Consider the following 14,562-nt stretch of genomic DNA (forward strand, 5'->3'; position numbering starts at 1 on the left):
CGGTCGTCATCTGCAACGCGCCTGGCTGAACGCTTGTCGTCGGATTGTGATCCATTCAGTAACAGATCGTTGCTATGTTTGGCGAGCATTGCTCGGCACTTCGGACTATTATCAGTGCGAAGCGACTACAGAATTCCGGTCGCCCGGCACTACCCTGAAGGGGGCATCATGAAAGAGAAAATCCAAAACTGGCTGCACGACCTGGGTGTTGCGCTCGGTTTGATTGAACCGCCTCTGCAACCTGTGCCTATTCGTACCGACGACGAACAACGCCGTCGCCAGCAGCGTCGCCGGTAAACGCGACGCCGTTTTGCAGCAGCAGCCAAAGGCTGCTGCTCGATAAGCAATGAGTGCTTCCAGGGAGATCGGCCAGGTCAACGCCGTCCGATCTCCATCAAGAACCGGCTCAAGTCGTTCGCCGTCCTGGCGGTCTTGAGCATCCGGTTTTCCTCGACGGTGAACGCCGTCAAGCCGAGTTCGTCTTCCAGATGGAAGATCAGGTCTTCGGTATCCGCTTTGTCCAACCCCAACGACTTCAGGCGTGCGAGCGTTGCCACTGGTCAATCATGTGGCGCAGGTGCTCCCCGGAAAAACTGCCGAAATGCCCGCCATGCACCGTACGGATCGGCAGGGCGCGCAAGCGCTGCAGACTGTGTGCGTAGTCGTCGAGGTTGGAGTGGTAGGCGTCTTCGATCAACGGCCCGTCGTAGATGATGTCGCCGCTGAACAGGGTCTCGGTGGCCGCTTCGTACAGGCTGATGCCGCCCGGCGAGTGCCCCGGCGTGTGCAGCACTTGCAGCACCCGGTTGCCCAGGTCCAGTACATCGCCTTCCTCGATGGTCCCGGTGGCCGGTGCGGCCTTGACCCGATATTCGGCGTAGCACAATGGGCAATCGGGGTGCGCTTCGAACATGTCGTCGCCGACGAAAGCCTTGCTCAAGTCATTTTCGCCGTCCGGTGCGGCCAGGATGTCCGCCTCCGCTGGATGCACCAGGCGCTCGACGAATTCGTGGTGCCCGGCAATGTGGTCGAAATGGCAGTGACTGGCCACCGCCACCAGCGGCCGCTCGGTGATCCACGGCAGTTGTTCGCGCAGGCTGACCAGTCCCGAGCCGCTGTCGAGCAGCAGGTCTTTGTCGCGGCCTTGGATGTGCCAGAGGTTGCAGCGATAGAAGGGGCGAATCCAGGGTTCGTGAATCAGGCGGATGCCGTCACTGAGCTGTTTGACTTCGAACCACTGATCGCGGCTGACGATCTTCATGGGGCAGTTTCCTTCAGGCGAAAAAAAACGAGTGTGGCAACCGACGCCACACTCGTCGAAGAAAGCATCAAGTCGTTATGTTCAGCTTAGGCGGCGCTGGCCAGTGTCATCGGGCGACGAGACAGCAGGCTGACCACCACGAAGCTCACCAGGCCTACGCCGAGGCTGTAGTAGATCGGCGTGTTGGCATCCAGGCCGTCCTTGAACATGAACACCAGCGCGGTAGCGAAGCCCAGGCCCATGCTGGCGATGGCGCCGGCGGTGGTGGCGCGTTTCCAGAAGATCGCACCGATCAGCGGCACCAGCATGCCGCCCACCAATAGGTTGTAGGCCAGGGTCAGGGCGCTGATCACGTCGTTCACCACCAGGGCGATACCCAGCACCACAATGCCGGTGAGCATGGTGACCAGGCGGTTCAGGCCCAGGCTCGACTGTTTACCGCCGCGCAGTTTTGGCAGCAGGTCTTCGGTCAGGGTGGTGGCGGCGGCGAGCAGGCCGGCGCTGGCGGTGGACATCATGGCAGCCAGTGCTGCAGCGATCACCAGGCCACGGATACCGTCCGGCAGGGACAGCTTCACGATGGCGGCGAAAGCGTTGTTGACGTTGTCCAGGTCCGGGATCAGTACGTGAGCGGCCATGCCGATCAGGGCACAGGCCAGGCCGTAGATGATGCAATAGATACCGGCAGCGGTACCGGCAACCTGGGCGACTTTGGCGGTCTTGACGGTGAACACCCGTTGCCAGATGTCCTGACCGATCAGGATGCCGAAGAAGTAGATCATGAAGTAGGTGATGATGGTGTCCCAGCCGATGGTGGTGAAGCTGAAGCTTGCCGCCGGCAGTTTCAACACCAGCTCATCCCAACCACCTACACGGTACATGCAGATTGGCAGGAGGATGAACATCAGGCCGACGGTCTTGATGACGAACTGGACGATGTCGGTCAGGGTCAGCGACCACATGCCGCCAATGGCCGAATAGATCACCACGACGCCACCGCCGAGCAGTACCGAGACCCAGAATGGCAGGCCGAACAGCACTTGCAGCACGGTGCCGATGGCCAGGATCGAGGTCACGCCGATCATCAGCGCGTACGCCAGCATGATCACCGCGCTCGCGGAGCGGGCCATCGGGTTGTAGCGTTTTTCCAGGACCTGGGTAACGGTGTAGATCTTCAGCTTGAGCAATGGCTTGGCGAGGAACAGGTTCAGCGCCACGATCCCGCAACCCAGGGCCGCGCACAGCCAGAAACCGGAGATGCCATGCACGTAGCCCAGGCGCACAGTGCCCACGGTGGACGCACCGCCCAGGACGGTGGCGGCCATGGTGCCCATGTACAGGCTCGGACCGAGGTTGCGACCGGCGACCAAAAAGTCTTCGTTGGTCTTGGCCTTGCGCATGCCGTAATAGCCGAGTATCAGCATCGCAGCGGCGTAGATGAGTACGACGAATAAATCCAAAGCCATGATGGCGTGTCTCCGATTGTCTTTTTTATGTGAGGCTGAAAATCAATCCCCTGTGGGAGCGGGCTTGCTCGCGAAGGCGGCGGCACATTCAAAATTAATGTGATTGACCGATCGCTTTCGCGAGCAAGCCCGCTCCCACAGGGGTAATGCGTTTACTCAGGCGACCTGTCGCATCGCCGGTTTAACGAGCGGGTCCGTGCTCTTGCTGCGTGGATCATTCGGGCCGAACACCGCGCGGGGTTCCGGGAACAGGCTCAGCAGCGCCAGGTACACCAGCGAAGCCAGGCCCAGGGTGACCGGCAGGCTGACGTCGATACCGCCGGCCAATTCGCCCAGTGGTCCGACGAACTGCCCCGGCAGGTTCACGAAGCACAAGCCGACGGCCGCGCTCGGGATCCAGGCGCCCAGGCCACGCCAGTTCCAGCCGTGGGTGAACCAGTAGCGGCCACCTTTCTCGCCGCGGGTGAACACTTGCAGGTCATCCGGGCAGTAGAAGCCGCGACGCACCAACAGGCCGATGATCATGATCACCATCCATGGGGTGGTGCAGGTGATGATCAGCACGGCGAAGGTCGACACGCTCTGCACCAGGTTCGCCGCGAAGCGTCCGATGAAGATGAAGGCAATCGACATCACCCCGATCAGCAGCGTTGCCTTGACCCGCGACAGTACCCGTGGGAACACGCTGGACATGTCCAGCCCGGTGCCATAGAGCGAGGTGGTGCCGGTGGACATGCCGCCGATCACCGCAATCAGGCACACCGGCAGGAAGAACCAGCTCGGCGAAACCGCCAGCAGGCCGCCCACATAATTGTTGGCCGCGATGTAGTCCGGTGCCTTGATCGCTACGATGGTGGCGGTGGTCAGGCCGAACAGGAACGGGATGAAGGTCGCGATCTGCGAAATCACCACCGCCGCCATGATCCGGCGCTTGGAGGTGTCACGCGGAATGTAGCGCGACCAGTCGCCGAGGAACGCACCGAACGAGATCGGGTTGCTCATGGCCACCAGTGCGGCGCCGATGAAGGCCGCCCAGAAACCCGGTTGCCCCATGTTCACAGTGCCGGCGTAGTTCGCATCGAAAGGCCCTGCAAACGCGAAGACGCCCAGCAGGAACAGCAGGCTGGCGCTCCACACCGCGATCTTGTTGACCCACAGCAGGAAACGGAAGCCGTAGATGCACACGGTCAGCACCAGGATCGCGAACAGACCGTAGGCCAGGCCCAGGGTCAAGTCGGTTTCCGGCAGGCCGATCAGGCGTTTGGCGCCACCGATCAGCGCATCCCCCGAACTCCACACCGAGAGCGAGAAGAAGGCGATGGCGGTCAACAGCGACAGGAACGAACCGACGATCCGCCCGTGCACGCCGAAGTGTGCACCGGAAGACACGGCGTTGTTGGTGCCGTTGATCGGACCGAACAGGCCCATCGGCGCGAGGATCAGCGAACCCAGCAACACGCCCAGCACGATCGCCAGCACGCCCGCCTGGAAAGACAGGCCGAACAGTACCGGGAAGCTGCCGAGCACGGCGGTGGCAAAGGTGTTGGAACCCCCGAAGATCATCCGGAACAGGTCCGTGGGGCCGGCGGTGCGTTCGTTGTCCGGGATCTGTTCGACCCCGTGGGTTTCAATCTGCGTAAGGCTTTGGTCGTTGTTGTTGTTATTCATGATCTGCTCCGATCATAAAGGCGCGCTCATCGTGTGTGAGCGTCACCTGTTTGGCTAAGGGGTTGGCAGCCCTTCCGGCATCGCGGACAAATGTTCGTGGCAGGCCAGCCATAGGCCTTGTTGTTCTTGGCCAGACGCTTGTTTCTTGAAAACAATCGTCTCGCGCTCCTGGCTGAAGTGTTGCTCCCCTTGCATGCGCAGCTCGGTGGCCACGTCATGGATGAAAATCGCCACGTCACCCTGCAGGCTGACGAAGGCGTTGCTCGAGGTGCACGAAAGCACCTCGAAGCCGTCCTCGGCACGCCAGCTGTCCCACAACGCCTGGTAGGCATCGCGCGACAGCAGCGGCTGTTCGAGGGTGTAGAAGACGAAGCTGGCGTCGGCACTGAACGCGCCGAAGTAGGCTTCGCGATCGTTACGGGCGAAGGCGGACACCAGGTCGGCGGCCGCTTTCAAGACCTGATCACGTTCGTTCATAACCGACCCTCAGCGATGGACCACGCCAGGCAGTACGCAGAGCATTTCGTACAGCAGGTTGGCGGCCAGCAGCGAGGTGTTACCGGTGGTGTCGTAAGCGGGCGAGACTTCTACCAGATCGCAACCGATCAGGTCCAGGCCTTGGCAGCCGCGAACGATCTCGATGGCCTGAATGGTCGTCAGACCACCGATTTCCGGGGTGCCGGTACCCGGTGCCCAGGCCGGATCGATACCGTCGATGTCGAAGCTCAGGTACACCGGACCGCCGCCGACCTTCTCGCGTACTTCGGCCATCAGTGGCGCCAGGGATTTGTGCCAGCACTCTTCGGCCTGGACCACACGGAAGCCCTGGTTGCGGCTCCAGTTGAAGTCGTCAGCGGTGTAGCCCTGGGCGCGCAGGCCGATCTGGACCACACGGTCCGGGTCGATCAGGCCTTCTTCGACGGCGCGACGGAAGGTGGTGCCGTGGGCGATTTTCTCGCCGAACATGTGATCGTTGACATCGGCGTGGGCGTCGATGTGCACCAGGCCGACCTTGCCGTGCTTTTTATGGATGGCACGCAGGATCGGCAGGGTGATGGTGTGGTCGCCGCCCAGGGTCAGGGGGATCACATCGTGTTCGAGGATGTTGTCGTAGGATTCTTCGATGATCCGCACGGCATCCAGCAGGTTGAAGGTGTTGATCGCCACGTCGCCGATATCGGCAACCGACAGCGAGTCGAACGGTGCAGCGCCAGTGGCCATGTTGTACGGGCGGATCATCACCGATTCGGCGCGGATTTCGCGAGGTCCGAAACGAGTGCCAGGGCGCAGGGAGGTACCGATGTCCAGCGGCACGCCGACAAAAGCAGCGTCCAGACCTGCAGCGGTGGGTACATGGGGGAGTCGCATCATGGTGGCGATGCCGCCGAAGCGCGGCATTTCGTTGCCGCCCAGTGGTTGGTGAAGAATCTTGTCCACGGGTAGGGCCTCATCGTCGTTGTTTTATTTATTGGGTTTCGCCGTTCACGGAAGGCACGGGCGAACCTTGTGGCGGCGATTCTGCGAAATGTAGTGGCCGGGAAGAATCGCTACGGGCAAATACTTAGTTCAGATTTTTCTAAACTAATGGCGGGAGCGGCGATAGACTTCCCGGCTTGAGAGATGTGTTGTCTGGGCGGGCTGATCGCCAGCAAGCCGGCTCCTACAGATTTGCGTTACGTCGGACCTGATCGCTGAACCTGTAGGAGCCGGCTTGCTGGCGATCGGTTGCGCAGCAACCGCCCATCCGACAACGCGGACTCACCTGAACAGGTTACGGAGCCCCCATGGCCAACGCTTTACCCGACCTCAAACTTTTGCGCATTTTCGTCAGCGTGGTGCGCCATCAGGGCTTCGCCAACGCCCAGCAAGAGCTCAACCTCTCGACGTCGGCCATCAGTACCTACATGAGCCAGCTCGAAGCCGCCCTGGGCCTGGTCCTGTGCCATCGCGGCCGTGGCGGGTTCAGCCTGACCAGCAAGGGTGAACTTTTTCATCAGGAAACCCTGCGCCTGTTAGCCGAGCTTGAAGGTTTCGAACAATATGCCGCCGCGCTCAAGGGCGAATTGCGCGGCACCCTGAACCTGGGGGTGATCGACTCCACGGTCAGCGACAAGGCCCTGCCGTTCGCCGAAGCCATCGGCGCCTACAGCCAGGAGCACCCGGCGGTGCACTTGCACCTGTCGGTGATGAGCCCCTATGAACTGCAATTGGGTGTGCAGGACAACCGCCTGGACCTGGCCATCGGCGCGTTTTCCACGCGCATGAGCGGCCTGGTGTACATGCCGCTGTACCGCGAACAGCACTGGTTGTATTGCAGCACCCGGCATCCGCTGTTCAATGAGCGGCGCATCCCCGAGCAAGTCATCACCCAGCAGCGCATGGTCGGTCGCGGCTACTGGAGCCAGGCCGAACTGGCCCGTCATGGTTTCAAGCACAGCGCCGCAACCGTGGAGAGTATGGAGGCGCAGCTGATTCTGGTGCTGTCCGGCGCCTACATCGGTTACCTGCCGGAACACTACGCCCAGGCCTGGGCCGACAAGGGCGACCTGCGCGTGCTGCTGCCGGCCACCTTCGGTTACCAGGCGCCGTTTTCGATGATCGTGCGCCGGGGCCGCAGCCGCGAGCCGCTGATCCAGACCTTTCGCGACCTGCTCAAAGCACAACTCAACCAGGCGTGAAGAAGATGCCGAGAATTCAATGTCCCCGCTGCCTGCGCCCGCAAAGCCATTGCCTGTGCCCGCTGATCCCCAGCCTCGACAGCCGCACCCGGGTGTTGCTGTTGCAACACCCCAGCGAAGTGAACCATGCCCTGAACACCGCGCGGTTGGCGGCGCTTGGGTTGAAGAATGCCGAGTTGATCGTCGGTGAGGTGTTCGAGGATCTACCGACGTTGTTGAACCAGCCGGGCTATCGGGCGCGGTTGCTGTTTCCCGGGGACGACGCGCAGCCGATGCAGGCCTGTGCCGCCAGCGATGAGCCGCTGTTGCTGGTGGTACCGGATGGTACCTGGCGCAAGGCGCGCAAGATGCTGCATCTGAATCCGTTGCTGGCGGCATTGCCGAGGGTGACGCTGGCGGAGGGCGGGGTGTCCCGTTATCGATTGCGCAAGGCGCCGGGGCCTGGGGCGTTGTCGACGGTGGAGGCGATTGTGCAGGCGCTGGAAACCCTGGAAGCGCCAACCCGCTTTGCGCCGTTGCTCAGACCATTTGAAGCGTTGATCGAGGGGCAGATTGCGGCGATGGGGGAGGAGGTTTTTCAGCGTAATCATGCTGACAGGTAAGGGTTGATTGTGCCGGCCTCATCGCGAGCAGGCTCGCTCCCACATTTGACCGAGTTCCTTCAGGACAAACGCGATCAAGGGTGGGAGCTAGCCTGCTAGCGATGACGGTATAACAGCCACCAAAAACTCCAGCCAGACTACCGCTCTCGCATCGCCTCGGTCCGCGCTTTCAACACCGGTTTCAGCAGATAATCCAACACCGTCTTCTCCCCGGTAATGATATCCACCGTCGCCACCATCCCCGGAATGATCAGCAACGGTTTCACATCCCCACCCAAGTGGTTTTTGTCGGTGCGCACCTGGATCAGGTAGAAACTGTTGCCCTTGTCGTCGGTGATGGTGTCGGCGCCGATCAGCTCCAGCTTGGCACTCAAGCCGCCATAGATGGTGTAGTCATAGGCACTGAACTTGACCATGGCTTTCTGGCCCGGATGCAGGAAGGCCACGTCCTGTGGCCGGACCTTGGCCTCGATCAGCAGGTTGTCTTCCAGCGGCACGATTTCCACCATGTCGCTGCCCGGCTGGACCACGCCGCCGATGGTGTTGACCTTCAGCATCTTGATGATGCCCTTGACCGGCGAGAGCACCGTGGTACGGGTCACGCGGTCGTCGATGGCAATGCTCGAGGCTGTGATTTTCGACAGGTCGGTGCGTTTCTCGTTCAGCTCTTTGGCCGCCTCCGAGCGGAATGTCTGTTCGGATTCATCAATCTTGCTCCTGATCTCGGCAATCGCCGATTCCGCCCGGGGAATGGCCAGGGTGGTGGCGTTCAGCGAACCACGGATTTCCACCGCGCTGCGCTTGAGCCGCAGGATCTCCACCGGCGACACGGCGCCGGTCTTGACCAGGGGCTCGGACATGGCCATTTCCTGATTGACCAGCGCCAGGCTGGAGCCGTATTGCCCGGCTTTGGAGCGAAACTCCGCCAGTTCCTGGGTTTTTTGCCGCAGTTGTTCGGTCAGCGTGCGTTGTTCGCTGGCCAGTCGACGTTGCCGCTGTTCGTACAGCGAGCGTTCGTCTTCGGCCACTTGCGGCGCCTTGGCAATCACTTCTTCCGACAGCTTGAAGGGCCGGCCTTCGGCTTCGGCCGACAGGCGTTCGACCTGCGCGGTCAGTGCGTAGCGATCGACCTCGCTTTCGCCCTTGTTCGACAGGTAGCGCGTGTCATCCAGGCGCAGCAAGGTGTCGCCCTTGTTCACCATCTGCCCTTCACGCACGAAGATCTCGGTGACGATGCCGCCCTCGAGGTTCTGGATCACCTGGACCTTGCTCGACGGAATCGCCTTGCCTTCGCCCATGGTGACTTCCTGCAGCACCGCGAACCTGGCCCAGGCCAACGCGCTGATCAGCAACGCGGCGGCCAGCCACACGGTAATCCGCGACCAGCGTGGGGAATCCTGCAACGCGGCGCCGGCCGTTTCCGGCATGAACTCGGCTTCGGCACTCTTGCTGAAGCTGTCGAAGTAGCCACGTGCTTTCGAAGAATCCGATGAAGCGGACATAGGCAACTCCTAGACGGCCGCAGAGCCGACACGGCCCTTGCGCAGTGCATCGATGACCGCTTCTTTCGGGCCGTCGGCTACGATCCGCCCGTTGTCCAGCACGACCAGGCGATCGACCAGGCTGAGCATCGAGGTGCGATGGGTCACCAGCAGCAGGGTCTTGCCCTGGACCCAGGTGTGGAGTTTTTGCCGCAGGGCGTCTTCGCTGCTGTTGTCCATCGCACTGGTGGGTTCGTCGAGCAGCATGATCGGCGGGTCGAGCAGCAACGCCCGGGCCAGCAACACGGCCTGGCGTTGACCACCGGAGAGCAATTGCCCGCGCTCGCCGACAGGACGGTCGAAGCCTTGCGGGTGTTGCCGGGCCAGTTCGGTGACGCCGGTCAGTTCGGCCACTTCGAGCATGCGCGCGTCACTGATGTAGCGCGCCCCCAGGGTCAGGTTGTCGCGCAGGCTGCCGGCCAGCAGCGGCAGGTCATGGGCGACGTAGCCGATCTGATGGCGCAGGTCCGCGACGTCCAGTTGCCGCAGGTCCAGGCCATCGAGCAGCAATTGGCCCTGGGCCGGTTCGTAGAAGCCCATCACCAGGCGCGCCAGGGTGCTTTTGCCCGAGCCGCTGCGACCGATGATGCCGATCCGTTCGCCGGGTTTCACGCTGAAGCTGACATTGGCTAGCGCCGGGGCATTCTGGCCGTTGTAGTGGAAGGTCGCGCCGACCACATCCAGCGCGCCTTGCAGTTGCGTGCGTTCCAGCGGCCTTTGATTGGCATCGCGTTCTTGCGGCAGGGACATCAGTGCGTCGGTGCTTTTCATGGTCAGTTGCGCTTGCTGGTAGCGCGTGATCAGGCCGGCGATCTGTCCCAGTGGTGCCAGTACCCGGCTGCCGAGCATGTAGGTCGCCACCAGTGCGCCGACGCTGAGGTTACCGGCGATGATGCTGTAGACCCCGGCGACGATGGTCGCCATGCCGGAAAACTGCTGGATGAACAGCGTGCCATTGGTGGCCAGTGCCGAGAGGTTGCGCGCATGGCTGTCGAGGCGGGTGAGGGCGCCGTGGGTGCTTTCCCATTTGTGCTGGCGCTCGCTTTCGGCGCTGCAGGCCTTGAGGGTTTCCAGGCCGCCGAGGGTTTCGATCAGCAGGGCCTGGCGTTCGGCGCCCAGGCTCAGGCTTTTCTGCACGGTGTCGCGCAAGCGCGCCTGGATGATCATGGCGAAAATGATCGTGATCGGAAACGCCAGGACCGGAATCACCACCAGCCAGCCGCCCAGCAGGCCGATCACCACCAGCATCAGCAGGGCAAAGGGCAGGTCGATCAGGCTGGTGAGGGTCACGGCGGTGAGAAACTCGCGCAGCCCCTGGAAGTCGTGAATGCTCTGGGCAAAGCCACCGATGGTCACAGGCTTGGCCTTCATCGCCATGCCGGTGATGCGTTCGAACAGGGTCGCCGAGAGAATCACGTCGGTCTTCCTGCCGGCGGTGTCCAGCAAGTGCGCGCGCACCACCCGCAGCACCAGTTCGAAACCGGTACCGATCAGCAGGCCGATGGCCAGCACCCACAGGGTCGAGGTGGCCTGGTTCGGCACCACGCGGTCGTAGGTCTGCATCACGAACAGCGGCACCATCAGGCCCAGCAGGTTGATCAGGAAGCTCGCCAGGATCGCGTCGCTGTACAGCCATTTCGACAGCTTCAACGTGTCGCGAAACCAGGCCTCTACCCGCGGCACCAGGGGGGAACGGAGGTCTTCGAGTTCATGCCGGGGCCGGGCGAACAGCGCCTGGCCACTATAGTGTTCGGCAAGCTCTTGTGTGGTGGTCCATTGCTCGCCGCCATCGGCTTCGCTGGGCAGGACCAGGACCCGGCCATCCTCGCCAAAGCGGCGCAGCACGGTGGTGCGGCCGTTGTTGAGCAACAGCAGCACCGGCAGGTTGAGCGCGCTGATGTCTTTCAGGTCGCGGCGCAGCAGGCGTGCCTGCAATCCCGCCCGGGCCGCTGCGCGGGGCAGCAGGTCCAGGCTCAGGCGTTGGTGTGCCATTGGGAGCCCGGCACTGAGGCTGGCGCGACTGACCGTCGCGCCGTGGAGTTTGCAGAGGATCAACAGACCGTCCAGAAGCGGGTCATCGAAGCTCAGGCGTGGATCGACACCGGTGTTGGCGGTTTCCATGCTGGTCACATTGATCGCTCCCGTTGCGCTACGGCATCTGGCATGGGTATCTGCACATCCCCCTGTTCACATCTCCTTGTGTTCATCTGAGTTCAGGCAGGCGAGCTTCGCTTTTCACTTCCGCCTGGGCGACGGCGTCGGCCGGCAGCACCACGTGTTGCTTGCTCAGCAACTGGCCCATGTTCGCCAGCACGCGGTACATCGAATACTCCTCGGTGTAGCGGACCTCGGTGTAGCGGCGGTTGGCGTTGTACAGCTCGTTTTCGCTGTCCAGCAGGTCGAGCAGGGTACGTTGGCCGAGGCCGAACTGATCCTGATACGCCACGCGCACGCGTCGGCTGGTCTCGGCGTACTCGCGGGCGGTCGGCGTTTGTTTCTTGGCGTTGACCATGGCGTTCCAGGCCAGGTTGATGTTTTCGTTGAGCTGGCGCAGGGCGTTGTTGCGGATGTCCATCGCCTGATTGATCTTGTGGGCATTGGACTGCAGGCGCGCCTTGTCGCTGCCGCCGCGGAACAGGTTGTAGTTCATCACCACGCCGACCCGCCATTCGTTGTCATGGCCTTCTTCGCCGGCGATGTTGTTGTTCGCGCCCACCGCGGCTTCGGCGTCGAAGCGTGGGTAGAACGGCGACTTGGCGACTTCGTACTGGCTCTCGGCCGATTGCACGTCGGCCTGGGCGGATTTCAGGTACGGGTTGTTGTCGACCATGCTTTGCTGGGCATCGGTCAGCGAGGCGGGCACTTCACCACGGATCGACGGCGGTGCTTCGAGTTCATCGGGCAGGCGCCCGACTACGGCGGCGAAGTTCGACTCGGCGTCGGCCAGATCGACTTCGGCGGTGTCGAGGTTGTTTTCCGCCAGGGCTCGACGGGCGCTGGACTGGTCGGCGTCGGCGTTGCTGCCGACCCCGCGCTCGGTGCGCAGGCCGATCTGATCGTTGACGCGCAAGTGCGCTTGCAGGTTGTTCTTGGCCAATGTCACCAGCTCGCGGCGCTTGAGCACTTCGAGGTAGACCTCGGTGGTGCGCAGGGCCAGGTCCTGGGCGGTGCCCTGGGCGTAATACGCCCGGGAGTTGACGACGCCCTTGGTCCGCTCGACTTCGTTGGCGGTGTTGAACCCGTCGAAGAGCATCTGCCGCAGACGCAGTTCAGACTGGGTGTAGTTGAGGATTTCGGTGTGGTGATTGCCCAGCGCCCGGGTGTTGGTGTTGTCGCTGTACCCGCGCCCGTACGCGGCATTCAGGTCCACCGATGGATAAAAACCGCCCTTGGCGACTTTAACATCTTCATCAGCCGACAGACGGCTGTCCACCCGCGATGCCAGCTCCGGGTGGGTCGCGATAGTGCTCTGGATCGCTTCGGTCAGTGACATGGCATGCGCTTGGGAACTGCAGGCAATTGCCAGCAAAACCGCGCTGCAGAGGGGGTTTAAAAGGCGCATGGTCCATCTCCCTGAATCCTAGTGGTACTTTATGCGTCGCCAATTATTTGACGACATTTATAGGTCAAACCGTTTCATGCTTGTAACAAGAGAGCTAAGAACATTTTCAGGCGGACCTAAGAAGTTTTTCTCATAACACTTATGCCAAAAAAAACTTATGTACTCTGCCAAATCCAGCACATTGTTCACTGCGAAAGCCCTTGATTTATGTGCCTTATGGCGCTCATCACGGCTTGAGGAAAGTTCAAGTCCACTTATCGACAAAGAGCGGAGAAGTGCTGGAGGGGAGGGATGCGAGGCAGACTGGGGTGACGGTTTTTTGTCGCCAAGGTGATTCAGGACTGTTACGCAATGCTGGCGGATGACGTTATTTTCGACAGGTAGCCCAATGCCATTGATTGCAAAGGGGTTATCCGGTTCGCGAACAGCGGCGGCAATTCGCCAGGCAACCTGCTTGAGCCCATGTGCATGTTCTCCGCATTCAGACAGGGTGCCGACAAAGCGTTGGCAGCGGAGGGAATGCACATGGCTACGCTCATCGGTATCGTCAGCAAGGTTATCGGTCAGGTCTTCGCGGTAGCGGGTGATGGCGCCCGTCGAGTGCTGGTCGAGGGGGACCGGTTGTTTGCCGGCGATCAACTGGTGACCGGGGCCGAAGGCGCGGTGGCGGTGCATCTGCAGAACGGCCAGGAATTGACGCTGGGCCGTGGCAGTAGCCTGCAAATGACTGACCAGTTGCTGGCGCAAACTTCGCCCCATGTGGATACCGCTGAAGCGACGACTCCTAGCCAGGCGCAGTTGACCGATGTCGAGCAACTGCAAAAAGCCATTGCCGCCGGTGACGACCCGACCCAGACCGCTGAAGCCACGGCGGCCGGCCCGGGTTCGACCGGACCTGCTGGGGGCGCACTGGGCGGGGGCCACAGTTTTGTCATGCTTGAGGAAGTGGGGGGGCATGTCGATCCGACCATCGGTTTCCCAACCGCCGGGTTCAACGGTATTCCGGAGTTTCCGCGGGAGCGGCATGACGGCGATCGCAACCCTGATGATGGCGCCTCTGCACCGCTGATTACGCCGCCGGTCATTACACCGCCTGTGGTGGTAGTACCACCCTTGGTAACACCACCTGAAGTCACGCCGCCGGTAGTCACACCACCGGAAGTCATACCCCCTGTCGTCACCCCGCCCGAGAACAATCCGGTCAGCCTCACCGGGCTGTCGGTGGCGGGCGGTGAACTGACCGTCAAGGAAGCCAACCTGGCCGAAGGTTCGGCGAGCAATCCCGACGCGCTGACCCAGAGCGGCACCTTCACCGTCACGGCACCTGACGGCCTGACCAGCCTGAGCATCGGCGGGATCAGCGTGATCAGCGCTGGCGTGGCCAACGGTTTTCCGCAATCGATCACCACGCCGCTGGGCAGCACCCTGACCATCACCGGCTACAACCCGACCACGGGCGTGGTGAGTTACAGCTACACCCTCAACGGCAGCGAAAACCATTCGACCGGCGACGGCACCCAACTCAGCGAACATTTCACCGTGGTGGCCGGTGATAGCAACGGCGACACCGCCACCGGCACTCTGGACGTCAACATCACCGATGACCTGCCCAACGCGATCGATGACAACAATCTCAGCACCGCCTCGGAAACCCGACTCACCCTCGAAGGCAACGTCCTGGGCAACGACGTGCAAGGCGCCGACCGCGTAGCGACCGGCCCCAACAGTGGCCCGATCACCCCCGGCACCTTCGTCGGCACCTACGGCACCCTGGTGCTCAACGC

Annotated in this window: 12 protein-coding genes and 1 pseudogene; 4 read left to right on the plus strand and 9 right to left on the minus strand. The window is 62.0% G+C overall.

The features are described 5' to 3' along the window. The first annotated feature begins 168 nt into the window (after positions 1 to 168). On the plus strand, positions 169 to 297 hold the full coding sequence (locus SOP95_RS08330) for a PA1414 family protein (RefSeq protein WP_007914492.1): 129 nt from the start codon (positions 169 to 171) through the stop codon (positions 295 to 297). A 77-nt stretch (positions 298 to 374) separates the two neighbouring features. Here the strand turns inward: SOP95_RS08330 and SOP95_RS08335 are convergent. The 6 genes and pseudogenes from SOP95_RS08335 to speB form a co-directional block, all read right to left on the minus strand. Further along, a pseudogene (locus tag SOP95_RS08335) lies at positions 375 to 539 on the minus strand (acyl carrier protein); the annotation flags it as partial. Next, positions 536 to 1,261 (minus strand): MBL fold metallo-hydrolase, encoded by a 726-nt coding sequence (locus SOP95_RS08340; RefSeq protein ID WP_274073587.1) that lies wholly within the window; start codon positions 1,259 to 1,261, stop codon positions 536 to 538. The pseudogene SOP95_RS08335 and the gene SOP95_RS08340, both read right to left, overlap by 4 nt. An 86-nt stretch (positions 1,262 to 1,347) precedes the next feature. Continuing rightward, positions 1,348 to 2,727: a sodium:solute symporter gene (locus SOP95_RS08345; protein WP_274073588.1), complete on the minus strand. Its 1,380-nt coding sequence runs from the start codon at positions 2,725 to 2,727 to the stop codon at positions 1,348 to 1,350. A gap of 156 nt (positions 2,728 to 2,883) precedes the next feature. Further along, positions 2,884 to 4,395 carry a purine-cytosine permease family protein gene (locus SOP95_RS08350; RefSeq protein ID WP_323606783.1) on the minus strand — a complete coding sequence of 504 codons (1,512 nt, stop codon included), beginning with the start codon at positions 4,393 to 4,395 and terminating at the stop codon, positions 2,884 to 2,886. A gap of 54 nt (positions 4,396 to 4,449) precedes the next feature. Then, the gene (locus SOP95_RS08355) at positions 4,450 to 4,872 is read right to left on the minus strand and encodes a YybH family protein (RefSeq protein WP_077047813.1); all 423 of its coding nucleotides are present in this window, start codon (positions 4,870 to 4,872) and stop codon (positions 4,450 to 4,452) included. Between the two features lie 9 nt (positions 4,873 to 4,881). Further along, the gene (speB, locus tag SOP95_RS08360) at positions 4,882 to 5,832 is read right to left on the minus strand and encodes an agmatinase (protein WP_110752643.1); all 951 of its coding nucleotides are present in this window, start codon (positions 5,830 to 5,832) and stop codon (positions 4,882 to 4,884) included. Positions 5,833 to 6,179: 347 nt separating this feature from the next. Between speB and SOP95_RS08365 the strand changes: the two genes are divergently transcribed. Together SOP95_RS08365 and SOP95_RS08370 are read left to right on the plus strand one after the other, a co-directional pair. Continuing rightward, positions 6,180 to 7,073, plus strand: coding sequence for a LysR family transcriptional regulator (locus SOP95_RS08365; protein ID WP_323606787.1), 894 nt, complete (start codon positions 6,180 to 6,182; stop codon positions 7,071 to 7,073). 5 nt (positions 7,074 to 7,078) lie between these two features. Continuing rightward, a complete protein-coding gene (locus SOP95_RS08370) occupies positions 7,079 to 7,675 on the plus strand; it encodes a tRNA-uridine aminocarboxypropyltransferase (RefSeq protein WP_323606789.1) in 597 nt (198 codons plus the stop codon). A 137-nt stretch (positions 7,676 to 7,812) separates the two neighbouring features. Here SOP95_RS08370 and SOP95_RS08375 read toward each other — a convergent pair whose 3' ends face one another. The 3 genes from SOP95_RS08375 to SOP95_RS08385 all read right to left on the minus strand — a co-directional run bounded on the left by SOP95_RS08375 (position 7,813) and on the right by SOP95_RS08385 (position 12,778). Further along, positions 7,813 to 9,177 carry an HlyD family type I secretion periplasmic adaptor subunit gene (locus tag SOP95_RS08375; protein WP_274073591.1) on the minus strand — a complete coding sequence of 455 codons (1,365 nt, stop codon included), beginning with the start codon at positions 9,175 to 9,177 and terminating at the stop codon, positions 7,813 to 7,815. 9 nt (positions 9,178 to 9,186) lie between these two features. Beyond that, positions 9,187 to 11,346 (minus strand): type I secretion system permease/ATPase, encoded by a 2,160-nt coding sequence (locus SOP95_RS08380; RefSeq protein WP_323606791.1) that lies wholly within the window; start codon positions 11,344 to 11,346, stop codon positions 9,187 to 9,189. 73 nt (positions 11,347 to 11,419) lie between these two features. After that, entirely contained in the window at positions 11,420 to 12,778 is a 1,359-nt protein-coding gene (locus SOP95_RS08385) for a TolC family outer membrane protein (protein ID WP_323606792.1), read from the minus strand. Positions 12,779 to 13,303: 525 nt separating this feature from the next. On the opposite strand from SOP95_RS08385, the gene SOP95_RS08390 reads away from it, so the two are divergent. Continuing rightward, the coding region (locus SOP95_RS08390) for a retention module-containing protein (protein ID WP_323606794.1) at positions 13,304 to 14,562 on the plus strand (1,259 nt) is incomplete at its 3' end.

The organism is Pseudomonas sp. YuFO8 (genome assembly GCF_035065025.1).
GTDB lineage: Bacteria > Pseudomonadota > Gammaproteobacteria > Pseudomonadales > Pseudomonadaceae > Aquipseudomonas > Aquipseudomonas putida_AE.

Excerpts from the sequence above, each read along its gene's own strand:
- SOP95_RS08375 (WP_274073591.1), bottom strand. The coding sequence starts at position 9,177 with ATGTCCGCTTCATCGGATTCTTCGAAAGCACGTGGCTACTTCGACAGC.
- SOP95_RS08365 (WP_323606787.1), top strand. The coding sequence starts at position 6,180 with ATGGCCAACGCTTTACCCGACCTCAAACTTTTGCGCATTTTCGTCAGC.
- SOP95_RS08355 (WP_077047813.1), bottom strand. The coding sequence starts at position 4,872 with ATGAACGAACGTGATCAGGTCTTGAAAGCGGCCGCCGACCTGGTGTCC.
- SOP95_RS08330 (WP_007914492.1), top strand. The coding sequence starts at position 169 with ATGAAAGAGAAAATCCAAAACTGGCTGCACGACCTGGGTGTTGCGCTC.
- SOP95_RS08370 (WP_323606789.1), top strand. The coding sequence starts at position 7,079 with ATGCCGAGAATTCAATGTCCCCGCTGCCTGCGCCCGCAAAGCCATTGC.
- SOP95_RS08385 (WP_323606792.1), bottom strand. The coding sequence starts at position 12,778 with ATGCGCCTTTTAAACCCCCTCTGCAGCGCGGTTTTGCTGGCAATTGCC.
- SOP95_RS08350 (WP_323606783.1), bottom strand. The coding sequence starts at position 4,395 with ATGAATAACAACAACAACGACCAAAGCCTTACGCAGATTGAAACCCAC.
- SOP95_RS08340 (WP_274073587.1), bottom strand. The coding sequence starts at position 1,261 with ATGAAGATCGTCAGCCGCGATCAGTGGTTCGAAGTCAAACAGCTCAGT.
- SOP95_RS08345 (WP_274073588.1), bottom strand. The coding sequence starts at position 2,727 with ATGGCTTTGGATTTATTCGTCGTACTCATCTACGCCGCTGCGATGCTG.